Annotated in this window: 29 protein-coding genes; 12 read left to right on the forward strand and 17 right to left on the reverse strand. The window is 70.5% G+C overall.

Annotated elements, in window-relative coordinates; all coding sequences use genetic code 11:
* Positions 1-15: 15 nt before the first annotated feature.
* From MWM08_RS04925 to MWM08_RS04940, 4 genes are all read right to left on the reverse strand, one after another.
* Positions 16-762 carry an SIR2 family NAD-dependent protein deacylase gene (locus MWM08_RS04925; RefSeq protein ID WP_244458358.1) on the reverse strand — a complete coding sequence of 249 codons (747 nt, stop codon included), beginning with the start codon at positions 760-762 and terminating at the stop codon, positions 16-18.
* Positions 759-1,514, reverse strand: a complete 756-nt coding sequence (locus MWM08_RS04930; RefSeq protein WP_244458359.1) for a methyltransferase domain-containing protein — start codon at positions 1,512-1,514, stop codon at positions 759-761. The genes MWM08_RS04925 and MWM08_RS04930 overlap by 4 nt, the downstream gene beginning before the upstream one ends.
* A gap of 301 nt (positions 1,515-1,815) precedes the next feature.
* The gene (locus MWM08_RS04935) at positions 1,816-2,874 is read right to left on the reverse strand and encodes a patatin-like phospholipase family protein (RefSeq protein WP_244458360.1); all 1,059 of its coding nucleotides are present in this window, start codon (positions 2,872-2,874) and stop codon (positions 1,816-1,818) included.
* Entirely contained in the window at positions 2,871-3,665 is a 795-nt protein-coding gene (locus MWM08_RS04940) for a 3-hydroxybutyrate dehydrogenase (RefSeq protein ID WP_244458361.1), read from the reverse strand. The genes MWM08_RS04935 and MWM08_RS04940 overlap by 4 nt, the downstream gene beginning before the upstream one ends.
* Positions 3,666-3,843: 178 nt before the next feature.
* On the opposite strand from MWM08_RS04940, the gene MWM08_RS04945 reads away from it, so the two are divergent.
* Positions 3,844-5,523: a methyl-accepting chemotaxis protein gene (locus tag MWM08_RS04945; RefSeq protein WP_244458362.1), complete on the forward strand. Its 1,680-nt coding sequence runs from the start codon at positions 3,844-3,846 to the stop codon at positions 5,521-5,523.
* 132 nt (positions 5,524-5,655) lie between these two features.
* On the opposite strand, the gene MWM08_RS04950 is transcribed toward MWM08_RS04945, so the two are convergent.
* Both MWM08_RS04950 and MWM08_RS04955 read right to left on the reverse strand, forming a co-directional pair.
* Positions 5,656-7,077, reverse strand: a complete 1,422-nt coding sequence (locus MWM08_RS04950; protein ID WP_244458363.1) for a dihydrolipoyl dehydrogenase family protein — start codon at positions 7,075-7,077, stop codon at positions 5,656-5,658.
* Entirely contained in the window at positions 7,070-7,783 is a 714-nt protein-coding gene (locus MWM08_RS04955) for a TVP38/TMEM64 family protein (RefSeq protein WP_244458364.1), read from the reverse strand. The genes MWM08_RS04950 and MWM08_RS04955 overlap by 8 nt, the downstream gene beginning before the upstream one ends.
* A 187-nt stretch (positions 7,784-7,970) precedes the next feature.
* Between MWM08_RS04955 and rpmH the strand changes: the two genes are divergently transcribed.
* The 5 genes from rpmH to yihA all read left to right on the forward strand — a co-directional run bounded on the left by rpmH (position 7,971) and on the right by yihA (position 11,329).
* On the forward strand, positions 7,971-8,105 hold the full coding sequence (gene rpmH, locus MWM08_RS04960) for a 50S ribosomal protein L34 (RefSeq protein ID WP_198371839.1): 135 nt from the start codon (positions 7,971-7,973) through the stop codon (positions 8,103-8,105).
* A gap of 25 nt (positions 8,106-8,130) precedes the next feature.
* On the forward strand, positions 8,131-8,499 hold the full coding sequence (gene rnpA / locus MWM08_RS04965) for a ribonuclease P protein component (protein ID WP_244458365.1): 369 nt from the start codon (positions 8,131-8,133) through the stop codon (positions 8,497-8,499).
* Entirely contained in the window at positions 8,496-8,801 is a 306-nt protein-coding gene (gene yidD, locus MWM08_RS04970; protein WP_244458366.1) for a membrane protein insertion efficiency factor YidD, read from the forward strand. The genes rnpA and yidD overlap by 4 nt, the downstream gene beginning before the upstream one ends.
* Positions 8,802-8,807: 6 nt before the next feature.
* Positions 8,808-10,583, forward strand: coding sequence for a membrane protein insertase YidC (gene yidC / locus MWM08_RS04975; protein WP_244458367.1), 1,776 nt, complete (start codon positions 8,808-8,810; stop codon positions 10,581-10,583).
* A gap of 89 nt (positions 10,584-10,672) precedes the next feature.
* The gene (gene yihA / locus MWM08_RS04980) at positions 10,673-11,329 is read left to right on the forward strand and encodes a ribosome biogenesis GTP-binding protein YihA/YsxC (protein WP_244458368.1); all 657 of its coding nucleotides are present in this window, start codon (positions 10,673-10,675) and stop codon (positions 11,327-11,329) included.
* A 9-nt stretch (positions 11,330-11,338) separates the two neighbouring features.
* Here the strand turns inward: yihA and MWM08_RS04985 are convergent, their stop codons facing one another.
* From MWM08_RS04985 to MWM08_RS04995, 3 genes are all read right to left on the reverse strand, one after another.
* Positions 11,339-11,815 (reverse strand): hypothetical protein, encoded by a 477-nt coding sequence (locus MWM08_RS04985; RefSeq protein WP_244458369.1) that lies wholly within the window; start codon positions 11,813-11,815, stop codon positions 11,339-11,341.
* Positions 11,816-11,928: 113 nt separating this feature from the next.
* On the reverse strand, positions 11,929-13,233 hold the full coding sequence (locus MWM08_RS04990; RefSeq protein WP_244458370.1) for an NtaA/DmoA family FMN-dependent monooxygenase: 1,305 nt from the start codon (positions 13,231-13,233) through the stop codon (positions 11,929-11,931).
* 31 nt (positions 13,234-13,264) lie between these two features.
* Positions 13,265-13,693 carry a hypothetical protein gene (locus MWM08_RS04995; protein WP_244458371.1) on the reverse strand — a complete coding sequence of 143 codons (429 nt, stop codon included), beginning with the start codon at positions 13,691-13,693 and terminating at the stop codon, positions 13,265-13,267.
* 114 nt (positions 13,694-13,807) lie between these two features.
* Here MWM08_RS04995 and argB point away from each other — a divergent pair, with 114 nt between their 5' ends.
* Positions 13,808-14,698, forward strand: a complete 891-nt coding sequence (argB, locus tag MWM08_RS05000) for an acetylglutamate kinase (RefSeq protein WP_244458372.1) — start codon at positions 13,808-13,810, stop codon at positions 14,696-14,698.
* 178 nt (positions 14,699-14,876) lie between these two features.
* On the opposite strand, the gene MWM08_RS05005 is transcribed toward argB, so the two are convergent.
* Both MWM08_RS05005 and MWM08_RS05010 read right to left on the reverse strand, forming a co-directional pair.
* On the reverse strand, positions 14,877-15,821 hold the full coding sequence (locus MWM08_RS05005) for a formylglycine-generating enzyme family protein (RefSeq protein ID WP_244458373.1): 945 nt from the start codon (positions 15,819-15,821) through the stop codon (positions 14,877-14,879).
* A 38-nt stretch (positions 15,822-15,859) separates the two neighbouring features.
* Positions 15,860-16,729, reverse strand: coding sequence for a hypothetical protein (locus MWM08_RS05010; RefSeq protein WP_244458374.1), 870 nt, complete (start codon positions 16,727-16,729; stop codon positions 15,860-15,862).
* A 123-nt stretch (positions 16,730-16,852) separates the two neighbouring features.
* Between MWM08_RS05010 and MWM08_RS05015 the strand changes: the two genes are divergently transcribed.
* Genes MWM08_RS05015 through MWM08_RS05025 form a run of 3 tightly spaced genes read left to right on the forward strand, consistent with a single transcriptional unit; the run spans position 16,853 to position 20,468 of the window.
* Positions 16,853-17,353, forward strand: coding sequence for a pentapeptide repeat-containing protein (locus tag MWM08_RS05015; protein ID WP_341482855.1), 501 nt, complete (start codon positions 16,853-16,855; stop codon positions 17,351-17,353).
* Positions 17,350-19,542 carry an ATP-dependent helicase gene (locus tag MWM08_RS05020; RefSeq protein ID WP_244458375.1) on the forward strand — a complete coding sequence of 731 codons (2,193 nt, stop codon included), beginning with the start codon at positions 17,350-17,352 and terminating at the stop codon, positions 19,540-19,542. Before MWM08_RS05015 ends, MWM08_RS05020 begins: the two co-directional genes overlap by 4 nt.
* Positions 19,542-20,468 (forward strand): 50S ribosomal protein L11 methyltransferase, encoded by a 927-nt coding sequence (locus MWM08_RS05025; RefSeq protein ID WP_244458376.1) that lies wholly within the window; start codon positions 19,542-19,544, stop codon positions 20,466-20,468. The genes MWM08_RS05020 and MWM08_RS05025 overlap by 1 nt, the downstream gene beginning before the upstream one ends.
* Positions 20,469-20,649: 181 nt before the next feature.
* On the opposite strand, the gene MWM08_RS05030 is transcribed toward MWM08_RS05025, so the two are convergent.
* The 3 genes from MWM08_RS05030 to MWM08_RS05040 all read right to left on the reverse strand — a co-directional run bounded on the left by MWM08_RS05030 (position 20,650) and on the right by MWM08_RS05040 (position 22,647).
* Positions 20,650-21,060 (reverse strand): hypothetical protein, encoded by a 411-nt coding sequence (locus MWM08_RS05030; protein WP_244458377.1) that lies wholly within the window; start codon positions 21,058-21,060, stop codon positions 20,650-20,652.
* Between the two features lie 240 nt (positions 21,061-21,300).
* Positions 21,301-21,732, reverse strand: a complete 432-nt coding sequence (locus MWM08_RS05035) for a globin domain-containing protein (RefSeq protein WP_244458378.1) — start codon at positions 21,730-21,732, stop codon at positions 21,301-21,303.
* Positions 21,733-21,768: 36 nt separating this feature from the next.
* On the reverse strand, positions 21,769-22,647 hold the full coding sequence (locus MWM08_RS05040) for a LysR family transcriptional regulator (RefSeq protein WP_244458379.1): 879 nt from the start codon (positions 22,645-22,647) through the stop codon (positions 21,769-21,771).
* A 168-nt stretch (positions 22,648-22,815) separates the two neighbouring features.
* Between MWM08_RS05040 and MWM08_RS05045 the strand changes: the two genes are divergently transcribed.
* Together MWM08_RS05045 and MWM08_RS05050 are read left to right on the forward strand one after the other, a co-directional pair.
* Positions 22,816-23,679, forward strand: coding sequence for a type 1 glutamine amidotransferase family protein (locus tag MWM08_RS05045; RefSeq protein WP_244458380.1), 864 nt, complete (start codon positions 22,816-22,818; stop codon positions 23,677-23,679).
* 189 nt (positions 23,680-23,868) lie between these two features.
* Positions 23,869-24,156: a DUF5908 family protein gene (locus tag MWM08_RS05050; RefSeq protein WP_244458381.1), complete on the forward strand. Its 288-nt coding sequence runs from the start codon at positions 23,869-23,871 to the stop codon at positions 24,154-24,156.
* A 7-nt stretch (positions 24,157-24,163) separates the two neighbouring features.
* Here the strand turns inward: MWM08_RS05050 and MWM08_RS05055 are convergent, their stop codons facing one another.
* From MWM08_RS05055 to MWM08_RS05065, 3 genes are read right to left on the reverse strand one after another with little or no spacing between them, the layout of a single operon-like run.
* The gene (locus MWM08_RS05055; protein WP_244458382.1) at positions 24,164-24,463 is read right to left on the reverse strand and encodes a flagellar basal body rod C-terminal domain-containing protein; all 300 of its coding nucleotides are present in this window, start codon (positions 24,461-24,463) and stop codon (positions 24,164-24,166) included.
* A 23-nt stretch (positions 24,464-24,486) separates the two neighbouring features.
* Positions 24,487-24,882 carry a DUF1294 domain-containing protein gene (locus MWM08_RS05060; protein WP_244458383.1) on the reverse strand — a complete coding sequence of 132 codons (396 nt, stop codon included), beginning with the start codon at positions 24,880-24,882 and terminating at the stop codon, positions 24,487-24,489.
* Positions 24,837-26,108 (reverse strand): LLM class flavin-dependent oxidoreductase, encoded by a 1,272-nt coding sequence (locus MWM08_RS05065; RefSeq protein ID WP_341482856.1) that lies wholly within the window; start codon positions 26,106-26,108, stop codon positions 24,837-24,839. Before MWM08_RS05065 ends, MWM08_RS05060 begins: the two co-directional genes overlap by 46 nt.
* Positions 26,109-26,193 lie beyond the last annotated feature (85 nt).

Genomic DNA, 26,193 nt, shown 5'->3' on the forward strand with positions numbered 1-26,193 from the left:
GTGCCGGCGTGGGGCTTAGTTCGCGCCGGTCGCGCTGCCCAGCACCTCGGCGATGCCGTTGCGGATCACGAGGTCGGCGATCCCATCGAGCGGTGTTTCCTGCCGGTTCAGGATCACCAGCCGCGCGCCACGGCGCTTCGCCAATTCCGGAAAGCCCGCGGCGGGGTGAACCACCAGCGACGAGCCCAGGACGATGAACAGATCGGCGGCGAGCGTCTCCGCCTGTGCGCGGCGCATCGGTTCCTCGGGCATCGACTGGCCGAAGCTGATCGTCGCGGTCTTCACCAGGCCGCCGCAGGCGCGGCAGGGCGGGACGTCGCCGTCGCGCGCGAAGGCCGCGCGCAAGTCGATGATCTCATGCCGCATGCCACAATCCAGGCAGGCGCCATAGGTCGAATTGCCGTGCAGTTCGATCACCTGGTCATCCGGAATGCCGGAGGCCTGGTGCAGCCCATCGATGTTCTGCGTGATGACGGCGCGCGCGCGGCCCTGGTGCAGCAGCAGCGCCACCGCACGGTGGCCGCGGTTCGGGCGCGCGGCGCGCATGACGTCGTCGCTGTCGAAGCGCCGGCGCCAGGCCTCGCGCCGCGCGGTGGGGTCCGTCACAAAATCCTGGAACAGGATGGGCGCCATCTTCGTCCAGACGCCGTTGGTGCCGCGGAAATCCGGAATGCCGGAATCGGTGCTGATGCCAGCGCCGGTGAAGATGGCGATGCGCCCCGCGGCCTCGATCAGGCGGCGCAGCGCGGCGGCTTCGCTCATGGCAGGCGCGCCAGGATGAACAGCCGGCGGAACGGCAGCAGCACCGCGCCGTCGGCCCGCGGCGGATAGGCCGCGCGCATCGCCGCGCGGTAGGCGTCGAGGAAGCCCTCGCGCAGCGGCCCCTCCAGCACATCGAGGAACGGCCGCAGGCTGGTCCCGATGGCCCATTGCACCACCGGGTCCTCGCCGCGCAGGACGTGAACGTACTCCGTGACCCACAGATCGAGCGCAGCGACGCGCGGTCGCAGTAGGTCGTAGTAGTCGCCCGGCGAAAGGATTGGCGGCGCGCTGCCCACGCGCGCGAGCGTTGCGGCCCAGGGCCCCTCACGCGCGACGCGGTCCTGTTCGGCGCGCAGCGGCGCGGCGTGCATCGATGGCATCTGCACCGCGAGCACGCCGCCCGGTGCCACGCAGGTCAGCAGGCGCGGGAACAGCGTAGCGTGCGCGCCCAGCCATTGCAGCGCCGCGTTGGAGAACAGCACGTCCACCGGCGAGGCCGGTGTCCAGGTGGTGATGTCGGCCTGCTGCGTGGCGAAGCCGGTCGCCTTGGCGAGCATCGCCGCGCTGCCATCCACGCCCATCACCTCAGCCCCCGCGAAGCGCGCGGCCAGCGCCGGCAGCGCATTGCCCGCACCGCAGCCGAGATCGACCACCCGCGCCGGCCCCGGATGCGCGATGCGCCCGATGAGGTCGAGCGCGGGACGCAGGCGTTCATCCTCGAAGCGCAGGTATTGCGCTGCGTCCCAGCTCATCCGATCCTCCGTGCTGCCCGTTGCACCGCACGGGGCCGCGGACGGATGGCGCGACGGCCAGCAACCCGCGCGCGGCTGCCAATTCGCCAGCGCGCGCCGCGCAAACCGGGCGCGCCCTTCACCGCCACATCGAGCGCGCCCGGGCAGACCTCGTGCGCCGCCGCAGGATCCGGCCGCACGGCGGCCGGCGCCGCCCATGAGGCTTGCCCCGCAGGTGCGCCCGCCAAGCGGCGAAAGCCAAGCCGCCGGATGGCGGCGCCGGCGTCTGAGGCCACAAGAAATGCGGCACCGGCGCTTGAGATCAAAGAAATCTACTCCTGATATCCACGCTGCTCTCGCGCCCCAGCTTGTCGAAATGTTCGTCGAGCCAAAGCTCCGCCGCCTCGCGCCCGTATCCCTTCAGCGTCAGCAGGAAATCCCAGTCGCCGTTGAACTTCGTGCTCAGCTTGAACTTGCGCATCCGGTCTTCATCCTCGATCACGTGGATGAACAGGCGCCGGTAGCGTGGTTGTTCAAGCCGCCCGGTGTCGAGCAGCCGCTGCACGAAGTCGATGGCGCGCATCTCGGCCATCAGCGATCCGTTGAAGGTGATCTCGGTCAGCCGGTTCAGGATGTCCGAGGCGGAGGTCGGCGCCTCGTCGCGCACCTGCGGGTTGAGTTGCACCAGCACCAGGTCGGGCGGCCCGCCCTGGTCGTACAGCGGCCACAGCGCGGGGTTGCCGAGGTAGCCGCCATCCCAGTACGGCTCGCCGTCGATCTCCACCGCCTTGAACACCTGCGGCAGGCAGGCCGAGGCCAGCAGCATCTCGACCGTCAACTCGCGCCGCGTGAAGACGCGCGGCTTGCCGGTGCGCACCGAGGTGGCCGAGACGAAGAGCCGCGGCGCCTTCGCTTCCATGCGCAGGCGCTCGAAGTCGATGCTGTCCTCCAGCGCGGCGCGCAGCGGGTTGTAGTCGTAGGGAAACGGGTTGATCTGGTACGGGGACAGCACGCGCGAGAGCGTGTCGAAAGTGCGGTACGCGACCGACCAGGTCAGGTCGTGGCCCCACATCAGCTTCTCGAGCGGCGTCGACCGCAGCGGGCTGATCGCGAGCCGCGCGGCGATGGAATGCCAGAAGCGGTCGAGTGCCGCGATCGCGCCCGCCGGCCCGTCCGCCAGCAGCCCTTCCACCAGCATCACGCCATTGATGGCCCCGGCCGAGGTGCCGGACAGTCCGTCCACCTCCAGGCGGTCGTCCTCGAGCAGCCGTTCGAGCACGCCCCAGGTGAAGGCGCCATGCGTGCCCCCGCCCTGCAGTGCCAGGCTGATACGCTTGCGCGGGGGCTGCTTCGCGACGGCGGGTGCGGCAGGCTCGCTCACGCCGCCAGCCATCCGCCGTCGATCGACAGCGCGGCGCCGTTCACCCCGCCCGACCCGGGGCCACACAGCCACAGCGCCATTTGCGCGACCTCGTCCACTTCGATCCAGCGCTTGGAGGGCTGCTTCTCGAGCAGGTAGTCGCGCAGCGCCACCTCCTCGCTCACGCCGTGCTGCTTCGCCAGCGGGCCTACCTGCGCCTCGGCCAGCGGGGTGCGCACGAAGCCGGGGCAGATCGCGTTGCAGGTGATGGGCGTGGTCGCGACTTCCAGCGCCACCACCTTGGTCAGCCCGACCACGCCATGCTTGGCCGCGACATAGGCCGCCTTGTGGGGGCTCGCGACCAGGCCGTGCGCGGAAGCGACGTTGATGATGCGCCCCCAGTTGCGCTTGCGCATGCCCGGCAGCGCGGCCTTGATGGCATGGAAGTTGGACGACAGGTTGATCGCGATGATCGCGTCCCACTTCGCGTCCGGGAAGTCCTCGATGGGGCTGACGACCTGGATGCCGGCATTGTCCACCAGGATGTCGCAGGCACCGAGCGTCGCCTCGCAGTCGGCGACCATGGCGCGGATCTCGTCGGGCTTCGACATGTCGGCAGCGGAGTAGGGCGCGTCGCCGCCACCCATGGCGGCCCCCACGCTGGCGCGCGCGGCGGCGACCTCCTCGGGCTTGCCGAAGCCGTTCAGCATGACCTTGGCACCGGCCTGCGCGAACAGCATGGCGATGCCGTGGCCGATGCCCGAGGTCGATCCGGTGATAAGGGCCGTGCGGCCTTCGAGGGTGCGGTCCATGGGCGCGTGATCCTTCGTTTCATATGCGTCGCGATAGGCTGGCCGCATGGTGGCGAAGCGGGCTGGCCGGGGGAAGCCCCGCGGGGCGCCGGGGGCTTAACCCGTCGATCATTCAATTCATCGACACTTACGCATCGAGGGTCCGCCGGGCGAGTGGCGGGCGATCAGGAGAACCGCGATGCTTGCAAAATTCACCATCCGTACCAGGCTGTTCGGGAGTTTCGGCTTTGTCCTGCTACTGATGGCCCTGATGGCCGGCGCCGGTGTCGTCACGCTGCGCAGCGTCGAGAGCGACGTCAGCACCATCCGCGACAACTGGCTTGCCTCGATCGACGCCGTGAACCGCTACCGCGGCGCGGCGCTGGAGGTGCGCCGCGCCGAACTCGCCCTCGCCGCCTATACCGACCCCGAGGTCCGCCAGCGCCGCGCCCGCGAGATCGAGGGTGTCATGACGGCGCTCCAGACCCATTGGCGCGACTACGAACCCTTGATCTCGAGCGCCGAGGAACGCCGCATGGCGGACCGGACAAAGCGCTTGGAAGCCGATGTCCTGTCCTCCCATGCCGGCTTGATGCGGGCGGTGGCGACCGGCTCGCAGGAGGCCATCGTCGCCGCGATCGCCAGCGGTCGCGCGGCCTTCGACCAGCACGCCGCGGCGGCGATGGAACTCGTCGACTACAACCGCCGCGGTGCCGACATCACCGCGAATGAGGCCTACGCGTCGATCCGTTGGGGCGAGACGCTGCTCCTGGTCAGCGCCGCCATCTCTCTGCTGTTCGGTGGCGCCATGGCCTGGGCCATAGCCCGCGGCATTGCCGGGCGCACCGCCAACCTCTCGGTCGCACTCGACCGCCTGGCGCGCCGCGACTACGCCTTCGACCTGGCCGAGACGAAGGACGGCGACGAGATCGGCGCCATGGCGCGGGCCCTCGATGCCTGCCGAGACGGGTTGCGCGAGGCGGACCGGTTGGCCACGCAGCAGCAGGAGAACGAACGCCGTGCCGCCGAACGCGCAAGCCGCATCGAGACCCTGGTGCAATCCTTCGAGGCCGAGGCCACCGCCGTGCTGCGCACCGTCAGCGCCGCCGCCACCGAGCTTTCGGCCACCGCCTCCAGCATGAGCGAGACGGCCGAGGACGGAACGCGCCAGGCGACCGTCGTCGCCGCCGCCTCCGAGCAGGCGAGCGTCAACGTGCAGACCGTCGCGGCCTCGACCGAGGAACTGGCGGCCTCCATCGCCGAGGTGGCGCGCCAGGTGCGCGATACCGCCGGTATCACCAATCGCGCTGCCGATGCGGCGCGCGACACCGACTCGACCGTGCGCGGCCTGGCCGAGGCCGCGAACAAGATCGGCGACGTGGTGCGCCTGATCAGCGACATCGCGGGCCAGACCAACCTGCTGGCGCTGAATGCCACGATCGAGGCCGCGCGTGCGGGGGAGGCGGGCAAGGGCTTCGCCGTGGTCGCGAGCGAGGTGAAGAATCTCGCAACCCAGACCGCCAAGGCGACCGAGGAGATCGCCGCGCAGATCAACGCCATGCAGACCGAGACGGGTCGCACGGTGGAGGCGATTGCCGCCATCGCCCGCACGATCGAGGAGTTGAACGCCAACACCGCGCAGGTCGCCGCCGCGTCCGAGCAGCAGGCCGCCGCGACGCAGGAGATCGGCCGTGCCGTGGCCGAGGCTGCGCAGGGCACGCAGGAGGCCTCGCGCAGCGCCATCGGCGTGAAGGAGGGTGCCGAACGCACCGGTGGTGCCGCGCAGGACCTGCGGGGCGCCTCCACAGAACTGGCCGAGCAATCCGAACGGCTGCGCGGCCAGGTCGATGGGTTCCTCGCCGGCATTCGGGCGGCGTGACACCGAGAGGGTTTCACCCCCTCGTGGTCCCCCACCAGGGGGCTGCGGCCCCCTGAACAGCGGGAACCAGCTGGCCCCGGATCCAAGGGGCGGCTGCCCCTTGGCGGGGGTCGAGGGGGCAGGCCCCCTCGCCTAAGGCAGGTACTTCAGCAACCCGACCGCCCGCTTCACCGGTGCCGACAACAGCTTCGGCGTGTAGAAATCCCCCGCCGCCCGCTTTCCCGCCTCCTGCGCCGTCGGATAGGGCAGCACCGCGCCCGCGAGCGTCGACAGCTTCCGCCCGATCATCAGCGCGTACATCCCTGCCATGTTGCCCACGCCCGCGCCGACCAGCGAGGCACCGAGCAGCCGCCCCTTCCTGTCCGCCACCAGCTTGACCAGGCCTTCCGTGCGGCCTTCGGCGATCAGGCGGTCGTTCTCCGCCAACGGCCAGCGTAGGATCGTGAGGTCGTCGCGCCCCGCGGCGCGCAGCTCCGCTTCGGTCGGGCCGATCTGCGCGACCTCGGGGTCGGTATAGGTGACGCGCGGCAGAGCGTCGTAGGAGAGCTTCGCCGGCAGGCGGAAGATCATGCCGCGCGCGATGATGCCGGCGTGCTGCGAGCAGACATGGGTGAAGGCGCGCGGGCCGAGGCCGACGGGGTCGGCGATGTCCCCCGCCGCCCAGACGCGACGGTTCGTGGTGGACCGTAGCGCCAGGTCCGTGCTGATGCCGCGCGGTCCGAAGGCCACCCCGCCGGCCTCGAGCCCCAGCGCATCGAGCCGCGGCGCGCGGCCCACCGCCAGCAGCAGGTGCGTCCCCGCGATGCGCCCGCCATCGGCCAGCACCACCGCAACGCCCGCCTGATCGCCCTCCACGCGGGCCACTCGCGCGCCCTCGTGCAGGGCCACGCCATCGGCCACCAGCGCGGCGCGCAGCGGGCCGACGCATTCCGGTTCCTCGCGCGCGGCGATGGACACCGCCTCGATGACGCTCACGCGGCAGCCCAGGCGCGCATGGGCCTGCGCCATCTCGAGCCCGATCGGCCCACCGCCGATGATGACCAGGTGGCCGGGCTTCTCCGGCAGGCCAAACAGCGTCTCGTTGGTCAGGAAGGGCACCTCCGCAAGGCCCGGGATCGGCGGCACCACCGCGGCCGAACCGGCGGCGACGACGGCGCGGCGGAACGCATAGCGTCGGCCGCCGGCCTCGATCGCGTCGCGCGCCACGAAGCGGGCAGTGGCGCGCACCACGTCGATGCCCATGCCGCGGAAGCGCTCGGCGGAATCATTGGGGGCGATGGCGGAGATGGCACCGTGCACATGCGCGCGCACGCCGGCCCAGTCGATGCGCGGATCGCCGGCATGCACGCCGAAGCGCGGCGCGCGCCGCGCCTCGGCCGCGGCGTGGCCGGCCGCCAGCAGCGCCTTCGATGGCACGCAGCCATAGTTCAGGCAGTCCCCGCCCATCTCGCCGCGTTCGAACAGCGCGACCTTGAGGCCGAGCCCTGCCGAGATGGCCGCCACCGACAGCCCCGCCGCACCCGCCCCGATGATCGCCACGTCCACGTCAGGCATTGCTGTTCCTTTTTCGCCACCAGGCGCCGATCAGGGAAAGTGCCGCCAGCCCCAGCAGCGGCAGCAGGATGGGCGGAGAGAAGATGATCCCGAGTTCCGGCCGCCCGCCGGCCGCCAGGATATCGCCCAGCCCGGCTCCGATGCCGGAGAAAACCGCCGTGCCTGGAATGATGCCGAGGAACGTCGCTGCGGCGTAGGCCCCGAAGGGCATGCCCACCAGCGCCGGCGCCAGGTTGGCCAGCCAGAAGGGCACCACCGGGATCAGCCGCAGCGTCAGCAGGTAGAAGAAGCCATCGCGCTCGAGTCCCGGCCGGATCCGGTCGACCAGCCCCGCCGCGCGTCCGGCGACCAGCGGTGCCAGGGCGCTGCGGGCCGCGAGGAACAGCAGGCAGGCGCCGACCGTCGCACCCACGACGGTCAGCGCCGTACCGACCCAGGGGCCGAACAGCAGCCCGCCGGCCAGTGTCATGACCACCCCGCCGGGCAGCGACAGCGCCACCACCCCCACATAGGCCAGCACATAGGCCCCGGCCGCGACCACCGGGCGCGCCGCCACCCAGCCATCCAGGGCCGCGCGATGCTGGCCCAGCGCTTCGAAGGACAGCAGCCGGGTGGCGCCGGACGCCCAGGCACCCGCCACCAGCGCCGCCAGCAGCAGCAGCGGCCAGAACCTGGCCAGGGTCGCGCGGGGCCTCGGAGTGTTCATGTCGGCCAGTGTTCGGCGCCTTTTCCTCAAGAGTTACGTGCCCGGGCGGCGCTGCGCGGTTGACGCCTGGCGATCCCCCTCCCTATACGTCGGCCCCTCGCCGGGGCACCCCTTCACTGGGTTACCGCCGGCGCGTCCTGCTGGCGGCGCCGCCAGCAGGCCAGTACCGAGGTTCAGGAGACTTGTCGTGAAGCGTACCTACCAGCCCTCCAAGCTTGTCCGGAAGCGCCGGCACGGGTTCCGCGCGCGCACTGCCACGGTGGGCGGCCGCAAGGTGCTTGCCAACCGTCGCGCCAAGGGCCGCAAGCGCCTGTCGGCCTGACCGAGCACGCCGCGGGGAGCCTCGCATGTCGGGAGCCGCCGATCCGGCCCCGCCCCGCTCGGGTGCGCCCGCCGGTCGCCTGAAGAAGCGCCGCGATTTCCTGCGCGTGGCCTCGCGCGGGAAGCGTGCGGCAAGGCCGGGGCTCGTGCTGCAGGCCGCGCCTGGCGAGGCCGGCCAGCTGCGTATCGGATTCACCGTTACCAAGAAGGTCGGCAATGCCGTAGTGCGCAACCGCACGCGGCGCCGCCTCAAGGAAGCCGCGCGCCTCGCGATGCCGGCGATCGAGGGCTGGGACCTGGTGCTGATCGGCCGCGACGGCACTCGCGGGCGCGACTTCAGGACGCTGGTGGCCGACCTGCGCGGTGCGCTGCGCCAGGCCGGGGTCACGCCATGACGACCGCCCCCGCCGCCGTGCTGAAGGGCTGCGTGCATGCGTACCGCTACACGCTTCGCGGCATCATCGGCAGCCATTGCCGACACTACCCGTCCTGCAGCGACTACGCGCTCGAGGCGCTCGGCACCCATGGCGCGCTGCGTGGCGCCGGGCTGACCGCGCGGCGTATCCTTCGCTGCAATCCCTGGCATCCGGGCGGCTTCGACCCGGTGCCCCCTGCCGATACTCCGTACTCGCGAGCATCCCTGCCCGATCATGGTGCGCCCACCGGATCGGGACCTGCTCCAGCGCCGAAGGGCTGAGATTCCGTGGACCAGAAGCGCCTTTTCGCGGCCATCGCGCTCTCGATCGGCATCCTGCTGATCTTCGACGTATGGAACCGCACGAACCGTCCGCCGGTCCCGCCGGTGAGCGCGCCCGCATCGCAGACCGCGGTCCCGGTGCCCGTGCCCGCACCCGCGGCGGGTGCGCCCGGCGTGCCGATGCCCGCCGCGCCGGCACGCACGGAGGCGACCGCCACCCCCGACCGCCCGCCCGCGGCGCGCATCCAGATCAGCAACCCGCGCGTGGCCGGCAGCCTGAACCTGCGTGGCGCGCGGCTGGATGACCTGGTCTTCACCACCTATCGCGAGACGCTGGCGCCCAATTCGCCGCAGGTCCGACTGTTCGCGCCGCGCGACGGCGCCAACCCGTATTTCGCGCAATGGGGCTGGACCGCCGCCGATGGCCGCACGCGCGTGCCCGATGGCGACACCGACTGGACCGCAACCGGCGGGCCGCTCGCACCCAACCAGCCGGTGACGCTGTCCTGGGACAATGGCCAGGGGCAGGTCTTCGAGATCGTCCTCGCGCTCGATGCCGAATACATGATCACGGCGGACCAGCGCGTGCGCAACAGCGGCACCGAGGCGATCTCGGTGCTGCCCTGGGTGCGCATCCGGCGCGAACACACGCCGCAGCTGGCCGGCTTCTTCATCCTGCATGAGGGCTTCACCGGCGTTCTGGGCGGGCGCCTGCGCGAGGTGACCTATTCCGACGCGAAGTCCGAAGGCGCGCGGCGCGGCGGCACCGCGCTCGACCAGGAGACCACCGGCGGGTGGGCCGGCATCACCGACAAGTACTGGCTGGCCGCGGTCATGCCGGCCGCACCCGACCAGACACTGCGCGCTTCGTACCGCGCGGTCAGCGAGGGCGCCGGGGCGGCGGGCGACCGCTGGCAGGTGGACATGGCGCCGCCCGCGCCGGTCGCCGTTGCACCGGGTGCAACGGGGTCCATGCCCACACGGCTGTTCGCCGGTGCCAAGGAAGTGCACCTGCTCGACGGTTACATGGACCGGCTGATCATCACCGACTTCGACAAGGCGATCGACTTCGGCTGGTTCTACTTCCTGGTGAAGCCATTCTTCCTGGCGCTGGACTGGCTGTTCCGGATGACCGGCAACTTCGGCGTCGCCATCCTGATCTTCACGGTGCTGATCAAGGCGGCGTTCTTCCCGCTGGCCAACAAGGCCTATCATTCGATGGCGCGGATGAAGGTGCTCGCGCCGAAAATGACCGAGCTGCGCGAACGCTACAAGGACGAGCCGCAGAAGGCGCAGGCCGAGATGATGGCGCTGTACCGCGCCGAGAAGGTCAACCCGGCTTCGGGCTGCCTACCCATCCTGATCCAGATCCCGGTCTTCTTCGCGCTATACAAGGCGCTGTTCGTCACCATCGAAATGCGCCACCAGCCCTTCTTCGGCTGGATCCACGATTTGTCGGCACCGGACCCGACCAACCTGTTCAACCTGTTCGGGCTGCTGCCGTTCGACCCGATGCACTACAGCAGCTTCCTGCACATGCCGGCCTGGGCGCTCATCATGGGTGTGACCATGTGGGTGCAGCAGAAGCTGAACCCGCAGCCACCGGATCCCATCCAGGCCAAGATCTTCGCCTGGATGCCGATCATCTTCACCTTCATGCTGGCGTCGTTCCCGGCGGGGCTGATCATCTACTGGGCCTGGAACAACACGCTGTCGGTCGCGCAGCAATACTACATCATGCGGCACGACCGGGCGGCGGCGAAGGCGGCGAAGAAGAAGTAGGCGGCGGGGGAGGGAACTCCCCTGTCTCGTGCTTTGTCACCAAGGCGCGCCAACGCACATGGCACGGCCCATCCAGGCAAGGGCAGGGAATGACGGGGCTTTCGGAAGCCAGGGATGACGCGGAACGCGCAGCGCTGATCGAAGCGGGGCGGCTGCTGTTCGCGCGCCCCTGCACCTTCTTTCACGCGGCGCAGAAGCCCGAGCAACTTCCCCCGCCCGGCCTGCCGGAAGTGGCCTTCTGCGGGCGGTCCAACGTCGGCAAGTCGTCACTGATCAACGCCGTGACCGGGCAGAAGGCGCTGGCGCGCGTGTCGCAGACACCGGGGCGCACGCGCCAGCTCAACTTCTTCAACCTGGCCGAACGCCTGGTGGTGGTGGACCTCCCGGGCTACGGCTACGCCAAGGCCTCGAAGGACCTGCAGCGCGACTGGCAGGGCATGATGTTCGACTACCTGCGCGGCCGGCCGAACCTGGTGCGGGTGATGCTGCTGCTCGATGCGCGCATCGAGACGAAAACCGCCGACCGCGCCGCGATGGAACTGCTGAACGATGCCGCGGTGGCCTTCCAGATCGTGCTGACCAAGGCCGATGAGGTCGGGCCGGTGAAGATGGCCACGCGCTTCGCGGAGGCACAGGCGCTGGCGCGCGAGCATACGGCGGGGCATCCGCTGGTGCTGGTGACGAGCAGCCGGACCGGGCAGGGGATCGATGAGTTGCGTGCGGAGGTGGCGGCGCTGGCGGCGTGAACCGGAGCGCTACAGGCAGGGGTTCATGGTCGGGCGCCGCGGCGTTGCGAGGAGCCGATCTATTTCTGCCCGCATCAGTTCGGGATCGCGCGAGCGAAGCTGGCGATGCAGAGCGAGCACATCGCGAAGTCCGCGATCGCTACTCGAACAACGCTGACCAAGCCCCGCGTCGACGCGAGACATTCGGAGCCCCGCACTTCTGGCTTCGTCCAGAACCTGGCGAGAAGTCGGCATGTTCACGATGATGAAATCGTCCAGGCGGCGCACGGCTTCGTCGATAGTTGTCTGAAATGTCCGCTCCTCCGGGAAGCAAACGGCGCCGACCCGCTGGATCACGATATAGATGCTCCAAGCGCAGAGCACGCCGCCCTGCGGATCATGCTCGAATGAAGGACGCCACGACTCACGGTCGACGACGGTCTGAGCCGTCGCGGGCGGCGTCGTCACCGCGATGACAAGGCACGTCGCAAACAATGCTCGAAGCATCCGGCGGATCCTGCCAATCCACACCGCAGAATGCCGATGGTGCCCCATCAAGCTCCAGGATTCGGAGCGTCTTCGGCTCGTGGTGCAACGCAGAATCACAATGTCCTCCGCTGTCACCCCCGCGCGAGGTTCTCCCGCAGCGTCGCCCCCGCATATTCCCGCCGGAACAGCCCGCGCCGCTGCAATTCCGGCACCACCAGCCGGCAGAATTCCTCGAACATCCGCGGATGCACCGTCGGCGTGATGATGAAGCCGTCGCAGGCGTCGGCGGTGAACCATTCCTCCAGGGTGTCCGCGATCGACGACGGCGTGCCGACCAGCAGCGAGCGGGGCTTCGCCACCGCATCCTGGAAGGCGATGCCCTCGGCCTTCATCACCTGCAGCACGCGGTCCTGCGAGCCCACGATCCCCTGGTTGCCCTGGCGCGCGCGCATCTCCTCGGGCGAGGCCACCTTCGACAAGTCCACGCCCATCAGTGCCGAATTCAACATCCGCTGCGCGTCGGGATCGATCAGTGACTGCAGGTATTCGTACTTCTCCTGCGCGATCGACTGCGTCTCGCCGATCACCGTCATGAAGGATGGCAGAACCTTGCAGTCCTGCGGCGCACGGCCGAACTTCGCCATGCGTGCCTTGAGGTCGGTGGTGAAGGCGATGCCGTCCGCCATGGTGTTCGGCGTGCAGAACACCAGCTCCGCCCAACGCGCCGCGAAGTCCCGCCCGCGATCGGACGACCCCGCCTGCATGAACACCGGGCGCACCTGCGGCGTGCGCGGCATGGCCAGCGGCCCGCGCGTGCGCACGTAGCGGCCTTCGTAGTTCGTGTAGCGCACCTTCGACGGGTCGATGAACACGCCGCCCTCGCGGTCGGCCACCATCGCGCCGTCGTCCCACGACTCCCACAGCGCGTTGCAGGCGGCGACCACCTCCTCGGCGCGGTCGTAGCGTTCGTTCTTCGCCGCGATGCCGTCCATCCCGAAGTTGCGCGCCTCGAGATCAGTCGCCGAGGTCACGATGTTCCACGCCATCCGCCCGCCGCTGAGCAGATCGAGCGAAGCGAGCGTGCGCGCGATCCAGTAGGGATGCAGCAGCGTGGTCGACAGCGTGGCACCCAGGCCCAGGTGCTTCGTCACCCGCGCCATGATCGGCAGCACCACCAGCGGATCGAGGTAGCTGATCTGCCCGCCCATCCGCAGATAGGCGTCGAAATTTCCGCCGTGGATGTCCGGCAGGCCGAAGGTGTCGGCGTAGAAGCAGGCGTCGAAGCGCGCGTCTTCCAGCACGCGGGCGATGTGCTCGTAGCGCGCCGGGTCGAAGATGTCGTCGAGCGCTGCCTCGGGGTGCCGCCAGGCCCCCGGGTGGTTCGCCGTCGGCCCGGTCTTGAGGTAGGCGACCATGTGCATGCGGCGCGCGGTCATGGGCGGGGCCTCCGGCCGGTCGCGGCCCGCGTCACGCCGACCGCCTGGTGCCGGCGGTGAATACCAGGGATGCCGCACGCTCGTTGTCGACCAGCACCAGGCAGGTCACCTCGACCGTCGCGCGGGCCAGCATGCGCGGGGCGCACATCGCGGCCAGCGCGGACCCTTCGGCGCTGCCCGAGAGTTCCACGGGGCGGTCGCGCGGCATCTCGGCGCGCATCGCCGGGGTGCCGTTGACGGTGATGACCACCTCGTGCCGCGGCGTGGTGGCGATGCCGGCGGGGACGCGCTGCGTGTCCATGTGGCCGGCGATCAGCCAGGCGCCCTTGGCGGCGGTGGGGCGCCAGACCTGGGGCGCGGCCTCGCTCCGCCCGGCCTGGGTACGCGCGGCGCAGGCACCCAGCACAGCCAGCAGCAGCACGGCGACCAGGCGCGGCACGGCGTTCTTCGTCAGGCGCATGGCGTTGACTGCAACCTGTCGTTGCGCGGCTGTCAACGCGCCGGGCCGCGGGTGATTTCCCCGCGCGGCGATCCGGCGTAAACCCCGCCGCGCTACCCCAGCCAGGTGCCCAGCATGACCGACACCGCCACGCCGAACGATCCGATGCAGATCCTCTCCGGCGCGCTGCCTTTCCTGAAGCGCTACGACGACGCGATCGTGGTGGTGAAGTACGGCGGCCACGCGATGGGCGAGGAGGAGACCGCGCTGCGCTTCGGGCGCGACATCGCGCTGCTCGAACAGGTGGGCGTGAGCCCCGTGGTGGTGCATGGCGGCGGGCCGCAGATCAACGCCATGCTGAAGCGCCTGAACGTGAAGTCCACCTTCGTGCAGGGGCTTCGCGTGACGGACGAGGAAATGCTCGACGTGGTCGAGATGGTCCTGGCCGGCCCGGTCAACAAGCAGGTGGCCGAGGCCATCACGCGCGCCGGCGTGCTGGCGGTGGGCATCTCGGGCAAGGATGGCGGGCTGATCCGCGCGCGCAAGCTGAACCGCACCTATCGCGATCCCGACAGCAACATCGAGCGTGTGCTGGACCTCGGCTATGTCGGGGAACCCGCCAGCGTCGACCCAAAGGTGCTGCGCCTGCTGATCGGCGCCGACATCGTCCCCGTGGTCGCGCCTGTCGGTGTGGGGGAGGACGGGCAGACCTACAACATCAACGCCGACACCGCGGCCGGCGCGATCGCCGGGGCGCTGGGCGCCGAGCGCCTGCTGATGCTGACCGACGTGCCCGGCGTTCTCGACCCCGAGAAGCGGCTGATCCCGGAGATGTCGGTGGCCGAGGTGAAGCACGGCATCGAGGCCGGTTGGATCTCCGGCGGCATGATCCCGAAGGTCGAGACGTGCATGTACGCGGTCGAGCGCGGCGTGAAGGGCGCGGTGATCCTGGACGGGCGCGTGCCACACGCCGTGCTGCGCGAATTGTTCACCGATGGCGGGGCGGGCACGCTGATCCGCCCCTGACCGGGCGGTCCGCCACGACCTGTCGGTTTCGGACAAATGACATGGCGGCGGCAGGGACCACCCGGCGCGCCGGGTGGATCGGCCGGTTGGGGGATGGGCACGAGGCCGCATCGCGGGGTCCTTCCTGCCCGGAGGGGCAGCCTAGCCTCCGCAGACGGCGATCTGCAAGACAATATTCCTAGGGTGTCAGGTCGGCCCGGACCAACCGGAACCCGGTGTTGGAACTTCGCGCCGCGGCCGGGCCGGAGTTGCGGAAGCTCGCGCGGACCAGGCGCACGTCGTTGCTCCAGGACCCGCCGCGCGCCCCGCGCTGCGCGCAATCCCCGGTCAGGCGCGGGGTGCCCTGCCGCGCCTGGCCCTCCAGCGTCGGGTTCCAGCAATCCTGCGTCCACTGCCAGACATTGCCGAGCATGTCGTGCAGCCCGAAGCCATTGGGCGGGAAGGCGCCGACGCGCGAGGTCTGCACGAAGCCGTCATTGCACGGCGCGAAGGACGCATCCTGGGTCGCGCCGTAGAAGCCGGCCATCGCCAGGTCGCGCAGGTTGGCGCGGGTACAGGCGGCCGCGGGCTCCTCGGTCCAGGGACGCGGGCCGCTGGTGCCGGCGCGCGCCGCGTATTCCCATTCGGCTTCGCTGGGCAGGCGGTAGCGCCGCCCGGTCCGGCGCGACAGCCATTCCGCATAGGCCGTGGCATCGCCCCAGCTCACGCAGACCACCGGGTCCTGTGGGGTCTGACCGAAGCCGGGGGCGGTCCAGCTGGTGCGCGGGCGTTCCTGCCAGCGGCCGCTGCCCTCGCGCGGCGCCCCCATGCCCCAGCAGGACTGGCCAGGCGCGCGGCGGCTGGCCTGCGCGAAGGCCAGGAACTCCGCGCGGGTGACGAGGAATTTCCCGATCGCGAAGCCGCGCGCGAAGGTGACCGGGAGGGTGGGGGCCGCACGGCCGCGCAGTTCGGCGGGCAGGCCGTCGCGCTGCTCCTCCGCCGCGTCGGCGCCCATGGTGAAGGTGCCCGGCGGCACCGCGACCATCAGCGGGCAGTCCGGGCAGTCGCGGAATTCGCGCGGCTGGGCGGCGGCGCCGTGCGGCGCGAACAGGACGGCAAGGACCAGGAGGATGGCTAGGGGCATGGTGCGATTCGCAGGCTACCAGCGCGGCGCCGCGCCGGTCACGGTCCGCGGCCGCCGATGCGCGCATAGATGGGGCGCAGCAGGAAGGGGCTGAGGAACAGCGGGAACTGGCACAGCGCGAAGAACAGCAGGATACGTTCGTCGGTGGCGGCCGGCAGCACCGCCAGGAACAGCGCCATGTTGCGGTTGCCCGCCAGCAGCCCGCCGGCCAGCGCCAGGCGCCGCCCGGCGGCCGCGAAGGCCAGCGCGGTCGCGATGTTCATGCCGAAATTCCCCGCGAAGGCGAGCGCCAGGCCGCCCATGACCCAGGCCGGTTCGGCCAGCAGCCGGGCCAGCATCCCGTCCATCACACCGAAGCCATACAGCACCACCAGCCACACCACCGCGCCATCCACCGCGCCGCCAAACCGCGCCAGCGTGGGGGCCGCCACCAGCCGCCGGATCGCGATCGACAGCAGCAGCGGCAGCCCCACCACCAGCGCGAGGCGCGCCATCAACCCGGGCAGCGAGATCGCGAGGTCGATCCCCATCAGCCCGAGCGCCAGCGGCGGCGCCGTGAAGGGCACCAGCAGCGTGGTGACCACCGCCACCACCAGGCTGATCTCGCCATCGAGCCCGACCAGGCGCGCGAAGGCGGGCGAGGAGGTGGCAGCGCAGCCCATGGCGCTGATCACCAGCGCCGCCCCCAACGGCCCGTCCATGCCCGCCGCCATCGCAATGACATAGGCGAGCACCGGCAGGGCCAGCAGCAGCCAGGCCGTGAGTGCCGCCACCAGCACCGGCCGGCGCAGATAGGCCAGCACCTGCGCGAGATCCACCCGCAGCAGCACCAGGGTCATCAGCCCCGCGACCGTGATGGTGACCACGTCGCGGAACAGCGCCGCGAGTGGCGGAACCAGCAGCCCCACGAAGATGCCGCCGGCCAGCAGCGCACCGCCCTGGCGGGCCGACCATTCGAGGAAGCGCAGGGGAGACAGGATCGGCAGGCCTGGCAGTTGGTGGGATGCGCCCGAGGTTCTATATGCCGTAGCGTGCTGACACCATCCTCGCTGCCCACCCTGATCGCGGGGCTGGTCCTGCTGGCCTTTCCTGCCATGGCCGGCTGCACCGACCCGCCCGCGCCCCGCGTCGAATGGCGCCGCTGCCTGCTCGATGCCAGCGAATTGTCAGGGGCGGACCTGTCGGGGGCGTTGCTGCGCGACGCATCCTTCCAACGCGCGACGCTGACCGACGCCAAGATGGTCGAGGCCGATGCGATCGAGGCGCGGTTCGTCTCGGCCGAGATGGCGGGTGCCGACCTGTCGCGCGCGGTGCTGCGCAGCGCCGACCTCACGCGGGCGAACCTGCAGCGCGCCAAGCTGGTGGGCACGGATTTGCGCCGCGCCACGCTGTTCCGCACCGACCTGACCGATGCCGACCTGACCGGCGCCAACCTGGCGGGTGCGAACCTGGCGGGCGCTCTGCTGGGCGGGGCGCGCTGGACCGATGGGCGGCGCATCTGCGCGGCGGGGTCGGTCGGGAACTGCCAGTGAGCGGCGCGGACTACCTGGTTCGGCTGAACCCCGAGCAGCGCGCGGCGGTCGAGGCGGTGGACGGGCCGCTGCTGGTGCTGGCCGGTGCCGGCACCGGCAAGACGCGGGTGCTGACGACGCGCTTCGCCCATATCCTGCTGCAGGGCAAGGCGTATCCGTCGCAGGTGCTGGCCGTTACCTTCACCAACAAGGCGGCGCGCGAGATGCGCGAGCGTGTCTCCGCGATCCTGGGCCAGCCGGCCGAGGGGTTGTGGCTCGGTACCTTCCACGCCCTGGCGGCGCGCATGTTGCGCCGGCATGCCGAGCAGGTCGGGCTGTCCTCGAACTTCACCATCCTCGATGCCGACGACCAGATGCGGCTGCTCAAGCAGGTGATGGACGCCGCGCGCATCGACACCAAGCGCTGGCCGGCGAACGGGCTGATGGCGGTGATCCAGCGCTGGAAGGATCGTGGGCTCGAACCGACGGCCGTGACGCCGGCCGAGGATTCCGACTATGCGGGCGGGCGCGCCACGGAGCTGTATGTCGCCTACCAGGATCGCTTGAAAGCGCTGAACGCGGCGGATTTCGGCGACCTGCTGCTGCATGTCGTGACGCTGCTGCGCAACAACGCCGACATCCTGGCCGACTACCACCGGCGCTTCCGCTACATCCTGGTGGACGAATACCAGGACACCAACCTGGTGCAGTACTACTGGCTGCGGCTGCTGGCGCAGGGCCACCGGAACATCTGCTGCGTCGGCGACGACGACCAGTCGATCTATTCCTGGCGCGGCGCGGAGATCGAGAACATCCTGCGCTTCGAGAAGGATTTTCCGGGTGCCACGATCGTGCGCCTGGAATCCAACTACCGTTCCACCAAGCCGATCCTCGCCGCCGCATCCGGCCTGATCGCGCACAATGCAGGGCGGCTGGGCAAGACGCTGCGCGCGGGCCGCAACGATGCGGATGGCGACAAGGTACGCGTCGTCTCGATGTGGGACAGCGTCGAGGAAGCCCGCATGGTCGGCGAGCGCATCGAAGCCGCACGGCGCGCTGGCACGTCGCTCAGCGAGATCGCCATCCTGGTGCGCGCCGGCTTCCTCAACCGGTCCTTCGAGGAACGCTTGATCGCGATCGGCGTGCCGTACCGGATCGTCGGCGGCGCGCGCTTCTACGAACGCGCCGAGATCCGCGACGCCATGGCGTATTTCCGCGTGGTGGCGCAGCCGGCCGACGACCTGGCCTTCGAGCGCATCGTGAACTTGCCCAAGCGCGGCCTGGGCGACACCGCCATGGCATCGATGCACGCCATCGCGCGCGCAGAATCGATTCCGCTGGCGTTGGCCGCCGCGCGCGCGCTGGAGACCGGCGCGATCAAGAACGCCCGCGCCCGCGCCGCGCTGTCGGAACTGATGCAGGGCTTCGACCGCTGGCGCGCCATCCTGCCCGTCCAGGGCCATGTGGTCATGGCGCAGACCCTGCTGGATGAGAGCGGCTACACCGCCATGTGGCAGCAGGACAAATCGCCCGAGGCGCCGGGTCGGCTCGAGAACCTGAAGGAACTGGTCAGCGCCATGGCCGACTACGAGAGCCTGGCGGCCTTCCTCGAACACGTGGCACTCGTGATGGAGAATGACGAGGCCGCCGAGGGCGAGCGCGTCAGCCTGATGACGCTGCATGGCGCCAAGGGGCTGGAATTCGACATGGTCTTCCTGCCGGGCTGGGAGGAAGGCGTGTTTCCTTCCCGCCGCAGCGTGGACGAGGGCGGCGACAAGGGTCTGGAGGAAGAACGCCGCCTCGCCTATGTCGGCATCACGCGCGCACGGCGCGTCGCGGTCATCAGCCATGCTGCCAATCGCATGGTCTATGGCAATTGGCAGTCGCAACTGCCCTCGCGCTTCCTCGATGAACTCCCGGCCGAACAGGTGCAGCGCGAAGGCGCGGCGCAGCGCGAGGCCCGCCCGCAAGCCTCGGTCTTCGCCGGTGGCGGCCTGTTCGCGCAGCGCCCGCGCCGCATGATCGAAGCCGGTGCCTGGGAGGTGAAGGAACGCCCCGCGGCGAGTTCCGTCTTCGTCGTGGGCGAGCGCGTCTTCCACCAGAAATTCGGCTACGGCCGCGTCCTGGCGGTCGAGGAGGATCGCCTCGACATCGCCTTCGAGAAGGCCGGCGAGAAGCGCTTGCTCGACCGCTTCGTGGAGAAGTCCTGATGCGCGCCTCGGGGCCCGATACCGCCGCATCCCTGTCGCGCCGCCGCGCCGAGCCGCTGGAGGCGCTGGTCATCGACGCCCTGCCCGAACACGCCGTGCCGGTCTTCGAGGCGGCGTTGCAGCAGGTGTGCAGCACCGTCGCACTGTTCCGCGACGAACCGACCGACACTTGGCGGATCGAAGGCGTGCGCGAGGCCGGCGCGCATGACGCGGAATTGGACGCCGCGCTGGCGCTCGCCGCCGCCGTCGCCGGCATCGATCCGCCGCCGCTGCTGGCCGCGCCGGTCGAGGCCGACGGCTGGCTCGCGCGCACCGTGCAGGCGTTTCCGGAAATGCCGATCGGCCGGCGCTTCCTGATCCGCCCGACTCATGTGCCGGACCCCGTCACGCGCGGGCGTATCGTGCTGAAGCTCGATGCCGGTCTGGCGTTTGGCAGCGGCGAACACGCCTCCACCCAGGGCTGCCTGCGCGCCTTCGAGGCCGTGGCGCATCGGCGGCCGCGGACGGTCTGCGACCTCGGCAGCGGATCCGGCATCCTGGCCATGGCGGCGGTGAAGATGCTGCCCTGCCGTGCTCTCGCCACCGACATCGAACCCTGGTCCGTGCGGGTCTGCGAACAAAATGCGCGGCTGAACGGCCTGGTGCCGCGGCGCATGCGCGCCATTCTGGCCGATGGCTGGAAGCCGCGGCAGATGAAAGGCGTGCGCTACGACCTGATCTTCGCGAATATCCTGGCGCGGCCGTTGTGCGACATGGCGCGGGATCTGGCGCTGCACCTGGCCCCGGGCGGGACGGCGATCCTGGCGGGGCTGCTCGGCACGCAGGCCCGCATGGTTCTGGCGGCGCATCGGCGGCAGGGGGTGGTGCTGGAACGCCGCATCGATGTCGGGCCCTGGACGACGCTCGTGCTGCGCCGGCGGGGTTGAGCCGCCCCGTCGGTCCAACGCCATGCGGCTGCGCCTGCGCGCCCGAGGCCGCCCTTTTGGGCGCGGTCTGGAGCACGGCCATCCAGCGAGGGGCGGTCACCCTTGGCGCCTGACCCGGGCCAGACTGTCAGCGACCGGCCCGGTTCTCGGTACGGGGCGGATTGCCGCGCCGTCGGCATCCTCAGTCCCAATCGACCCTCGTGAAGTTCAGCGCCATCTGCTCCAGGGGCAGCACACCCAGATCTGGCTCGCTCCCCATCAGGTCGAATTGCTCCGTCGGCTCGGCCGGAATCATGTCGTTCATGACGAAGCTGGCCCCATCGTCGGGCGACGTGTGCTCGAGACGACCCGTCTGGTCGAAGAAGAAGGCATCGGATGCATGGGCATCGGCCTCGCCGCCGATCGGGCCGGGCTTCCCAAGCAGTGTCGCCGACAGCGTCTTGCCCGTGCCGCCGCCATCGGCGCGGCCACCCGGATCGGCCGAGAGATCGCTGACCTTGCCATCGCGACCGCCGCCATTCGCCGGGGGTGGGGGCGGGGGCGGCGGCGTAGGATCATCGTCGATCCCGTCCCACTTGAGAAATACTGGCACGTTACTGGTCCTTTCCGTCCGTCCGTCCTGCACGGCAGCGGACCGCTGCGCGGCGTGGCTGTCCGACGGATCAGCCCGGCACTGGTTTTGAGCGCGCCAAAGGGGCCGACGTCTGTGCAACGTTGCATACCGTGAAGAGCAGGATGCGGCGTTGCGAACAGCTGCGCGCTTTGTGAGCGCAGCGGTCGGGCGCGGGCTCCGTTCGCGGCAGGCCAGTCATGCGGCGCGGCGCGGGGTCGACTAGGAGGCGGGCTGCTCTGGCGGCCAGGCGGCCTCGATCATGGTCCGCGCCAGGGCGTCGTAGGCGTTGCGCCACGCGGACTCGACGTCTGGCGTGAAACGCTCGCCGAGCGTGCGGGACAGCGCCGCCATCAGCGCCGCACCAACCGCTTCGTAATGCGCGGGCTGCGCGCCGTAGGCGACGTGGCGGCGGGCAAGGTCGGCCACCATGGGGAACAGCACCTCGTGGTCATGCAGCCGTGCCACGATGGACCCCAGCATGCTCATGAGCTTGGTGCCCTGCTCCGTGAGGTCGGTGGGAAACATCACGCGGGTCTGTGGCGCGATCTCGAACAGCCGGTCATGGAAGATCGCAGCCGTCTCCGGCCCCATGCGGGAGACATGCCAGAAACTGCCGCGCACGAGGTCGATATCGTCGTCCTGAAGCCGCATGGGTCCCGGTCCGCGCAGATGCCACCCTGCAGCCTATCACGCGGTCCGCCCGACGGTCGCCGGCAGGAAGACGTCTGCGAAGGACTCCCGCAGCCAGGCCATGGTGACCTGGATGCGCGCCGTCTGGATCGTGTCCGGATGCGCATGGATGTGCAGGGTGCGCACGAGTTCGGGCGGGCCGTCGGCCACGCGCACCAGGGATGCATCGCCCTCGGCCAGGCACATCGGCAGCAGCCCCTTGCCCAGGCCGCCGCGGATGCCCGCGCGCAGCACCGCCGAATCCGTCGCGGTCAGCCGCAGGGCCTCGCCCGCCTTGCGTTCGCGTTCGATCCAGCGGATCAGTCCGCGCAGCGGCGCGTCGTCGTCCCAGAATGACACCCAGGGCAGCGGGCCGGGATCGACGCCGGCGGGCGCATAGACCGCGTAGGGCACGTCGCCGAGCTTGACCGCGAATTCCGCGTCGCGCGGCGACACCTCGAACCACAATGCGAGTGCGGCCTCGCCCCGACCGAGGCTGCGGCCCGCGTATGCAGTGATGATCCGCAGGTCGAGCCGCGGATGGCGCGCCAGCAGCGCCGGCACCGCGCGCTCGACGAGCCGCGTCGTGCTCCACGGATTGCCGATGATGCGCACCAGGCCCACCGCGCCCTGGCCCGCGTTCGCGACCTCCTCGCTGAGGCGGATGGCGCGGGCTTCCATCTCGAGGGCACGGGCGATGGTGACCTCGCCCGCGGGCGTCGGCGCGAAGCCGGTCTTGGAGCGGACGAACAGGATGGCTCCGAGATCCGCCTCGAGGGCCGAGATGCGCCGCCCGGCGGTGGACTGGTCGATGCCGAGCAGCGCGGCGGCGGAGGTGAGCGACCCCGACCGGCTGATCGCCAGCAGCACCTTCAGGTCATCCCAGTTCAGCGACATGGATCACATTCCCCCGCCGCAACGCTGCATCAGGCGCCTGCGCGGATGCAACCGCGCATGAGGTGCGTGCGGGGCTGCGGGTTCCTTTCCGGATACGGAGCGATCCATAGGACGGCCGGCTGCGCATGAGCGTGGCCTCACCATCCACACGGAAAAGGAAACACCGCCATGCCCATCTACATACCGATCGGCGACATCAAGGGCCGTCCCGAGGCAAGCGATGCCGCGCTCGTTGCCGGTTCCGTCGGGGACGCGGCCGGCAGGCCCAGCGGCCCGACGATCCTCGTGCGCAACCACGAGCTGAACGCGCAGGCGGCCGATGACAGCGGCATCCTGCGCGACGATGCGGCCGCCGCGAGCGTGGACCTCCCGGACGTACTGGTCACGAGCTACCAGGTCAGCGGCCACGGGGGCGGAAGCGAAAGCAGTACCGGTGAGCTGTCCCACGCCGACGCGCTCATGGGCGCGACGCCGGAATCCGGGATGGCGGAGGGACCGCCCGGCACCGGCAAGACCCTCTCGGCAGCGCTGCTCGGGCACGGCGCGACGACGGGCGAGGCGGACGACGCGCGCCTGGCGGTGGATGCGGCGGACCCGGCAGCGGGCATCTCCCATGCGACCACCGTCCTTGCCTGGGCGCGGATCGACGGGACGTCGGCGACGGCGGGCGGCGACGACCAGCGTGGCACCATCGAGGTCGACAGTTTCTCCTGGGACGCGGCGCCACCGGGCGAGGCAGCGGCGGCGGCTGGCTGGCGCGAGTACCGTGTGTCCGTCGACACGATCGAAGCGGTCGCGGGCGATGATGTCATCGTCGATGGCCGGATCATCACCGGCGAGAACCCGGCTTCCGCGGCCATGGCCGATGTCGAGTGGAAATACGTCACCGTGCGCCCGCCTTCGGCGCTCGAGGACCTGCCTGCGGCCCTGCTGGGGCCATTCGACGACCTGTCCGACCTTGCGACTGCGGGCGTCGAAGCCGGGGGGCCGTACTCGACCGGCTACGTCAAGGTCTCGGACAACGCGGTCTGACACATCGCGCGGGCGTCGACGGGCCGGGCGGGTTGGGCGCCCGGGCCCGCTGCGCACCGTGCAGGGCGCATCGCGTACTGCACGGTCGTGGCCGCCGCGCGACCGACCGCGCACCCCCACCTACCGCCCTGAAGCACTTCGTCGAACGCGAACGCGAAGGCGTTCATCAAGCCCTGAAGGAGGCCCGTCATGCCCATCGAGATCAAGGAACTGCACATCAAGGTGACCGTTCCGCCGTCGGGCGGCCAGGACACCGTCGCGGAGCCGGACATGTTCCTGTTCAAGGCCCTAGCGCCAGATGGGCGCGACGGCACGTTCCCCGACTGGCCTGGCCCCGCCGTGACGGAGGATCTGGCGTGGGATCCTGCGCCGGCCGACGCCGCGCCCGCACGGAGCCACCACACCGGCGGGGTCAACCCGATCTTGTGCGACGGCAGCGTGCGCTTCGCGACGGACGGGCTCGACCTGTTCGCCTGACGCCCGGTCAGGCGCTGCGGCTCAGCGCGTCGCGCTGGAGCTGGGCATTGGTCTCGAGCGCCTTGGCGTTGGCCTCGTAGGCGCGGCGGGCCAGGATGGTATCGACCATCGCTTGCTCGACATCGCCGCTGGCCTGCGCGGCGGTCAGGCCCTCATTGCCGGTGGGCGGCGCCGGCGATGGGTCAGACCCGCGTGCAGGGCTCGCCGCGGGTGCCGCAATGACGCTGGCGGCCTCAGCGAGCCGGTCGGTGGCCCGCTGCATGCCCTGCACCGACGCGGCAATGGACGTGTTGAGTGCAACCTGCATCGTCGCACTGTGCGGGACGGCGGTTAGCGCGACGTTAACGCGCTGACCTGCCGCAAGACCGCGGGCGGGATGGTCGGACCGTTCAGCACCAGCCAGGCGATGGCGACCACTTGCAGGCCGCAGACCGCATACAGCGCAGCGGTGAAGGGCTGCTTGCGCGTCTTGTGGCGAAAGCGCCGGCGCGCCACGAGCATGCCCGGCGAGCCACCAAGCAGCGCGATCAGGAGCAGCAGCCGCTCCGACAGCCGCCACCGGCGCTGCTGCGCCATGCGCTTGTCGTGGTGGACGGCGACGATCGCCAGGATGTTCATCGCGACCAGCCAGCAGCAGATCCCGAGCACGCGCAGCAGGATGTCGGCAGCATGCAGGCGCGCTACTCCGCCGCCTTCGCCGTCGCCTCCGCATGCTGGCGCAGCCACGGCATCACCTCCTCCGCCAGGCGCCGCATGCTCTCCGCCTCCCAGGCCGCGTTCACGCCGGTCCAGTCGAGGCCCGGCATCAGCAGGTGGCCGAAGGGGCCGGCCTCCTCGCGCAGCGCCACCAGGCGGTCGAGCACGGTGCGTGGGGATCCGGCGATGACGCAGGCCTCGATCATGTCCTCGGGCGTGGCCGCCATCGGGTCCATGTCCTCGCGCGGGGTCATGGTGCCAGCCAGGCCCGCGCGCTTCGCGAGGCTGCCGAGGTAGTCGTAGTAGTAGCGAGTCGCCCCCTCGGGCGCGGTGGCGCGGGCGCGGGCCTCGGCGTCGGTCGCGGCGATGACCATGTTACGCGCGACGCGCCAGTTCGACCCGTCCACCGGGCGGCCGGCCTCGGCCAGGCCCTTCGCCATGCTGCGCCAATGTCCGGCCAGGATCCGGTGCGCCACGAAATTGGCGCTGATCACGCCCCAGCCGCGCGCGGCGGCCACGGTCACGCCGTAGCTGTCGGCCTGGCGGGCGGAGATGTGCACCGACGGCCCGCCCGGCCGGAAGGGCTTGGGCATGAAGCCCACGCCGTAGTCGGGCAGCACAGTGCGGGACAGGCGGATGGGCCAGGTGGCACCAGCGATGTCGTAGGGCGGGCCGCCGGCCCAGATCGCCTGGATGGTCTCGATCGATTCGAGCATGCGCTTGCCGCGTTCCATCGGCGCGATGTCGCCGAACAGCTCGAAGTCCGAGGCGAGGCCGCCGGCCCCGATGCCAAGCATCAACCGCCCGCCGGACATATGGTCGAATTGCGCGACCTCGGCCGCGACGATGGCCGGGTGGTGGTTGGGCAGGTTGATCACGCCGGTGCCGAAGGCCAGCCGCGTGCGGTGCACCAGCCCGGCCATGAACATCAGTGGGGATGCAATCGGTTCGGAGGTGGCGGAGAAATGCTCGCCGACCCAAAGCTCGTCGAAGCCCAGCCGGTCGGCCAGCAGGGACTTCTCGGTATCCTCGGCCAGCGTCTCGTGCATCGGGCGTGCCGGCGGGTGGAGCGGCATCATGAACAGACCAAGACGCATTCGGGGCGATCCCTCCAAGGACGCGTCCCAGGCTAGCGCGCTTTCCGACCGGGCGGCACCGGCCGGGTTCCCACCCGGCATCGGTTGTTGGGTGGCCGGGTCGGCGCCGCGACCGACAGCCCGGAAGATGCGCTCGCGGCCGATCGGCAAAGGCGACATCGCCGGTGTGGTGAACAGGCACCATGTCGTTGATCCGCCCGGTCGATTCCGCTCTGCCGCGTGATGCTCTAGTCTCGGCGCCCAC

This window comes from Roseomonas fluvialis (assembly GCF_022846615.1).
GTDB classification, from domain to species: domain Bacteria; phylum Pseudomonadota; class Alphaproteobacteria; order Acetobacterales; family Acetobacteraceae; genus Neoroseomonas; species Neoroseomonas fluvialis.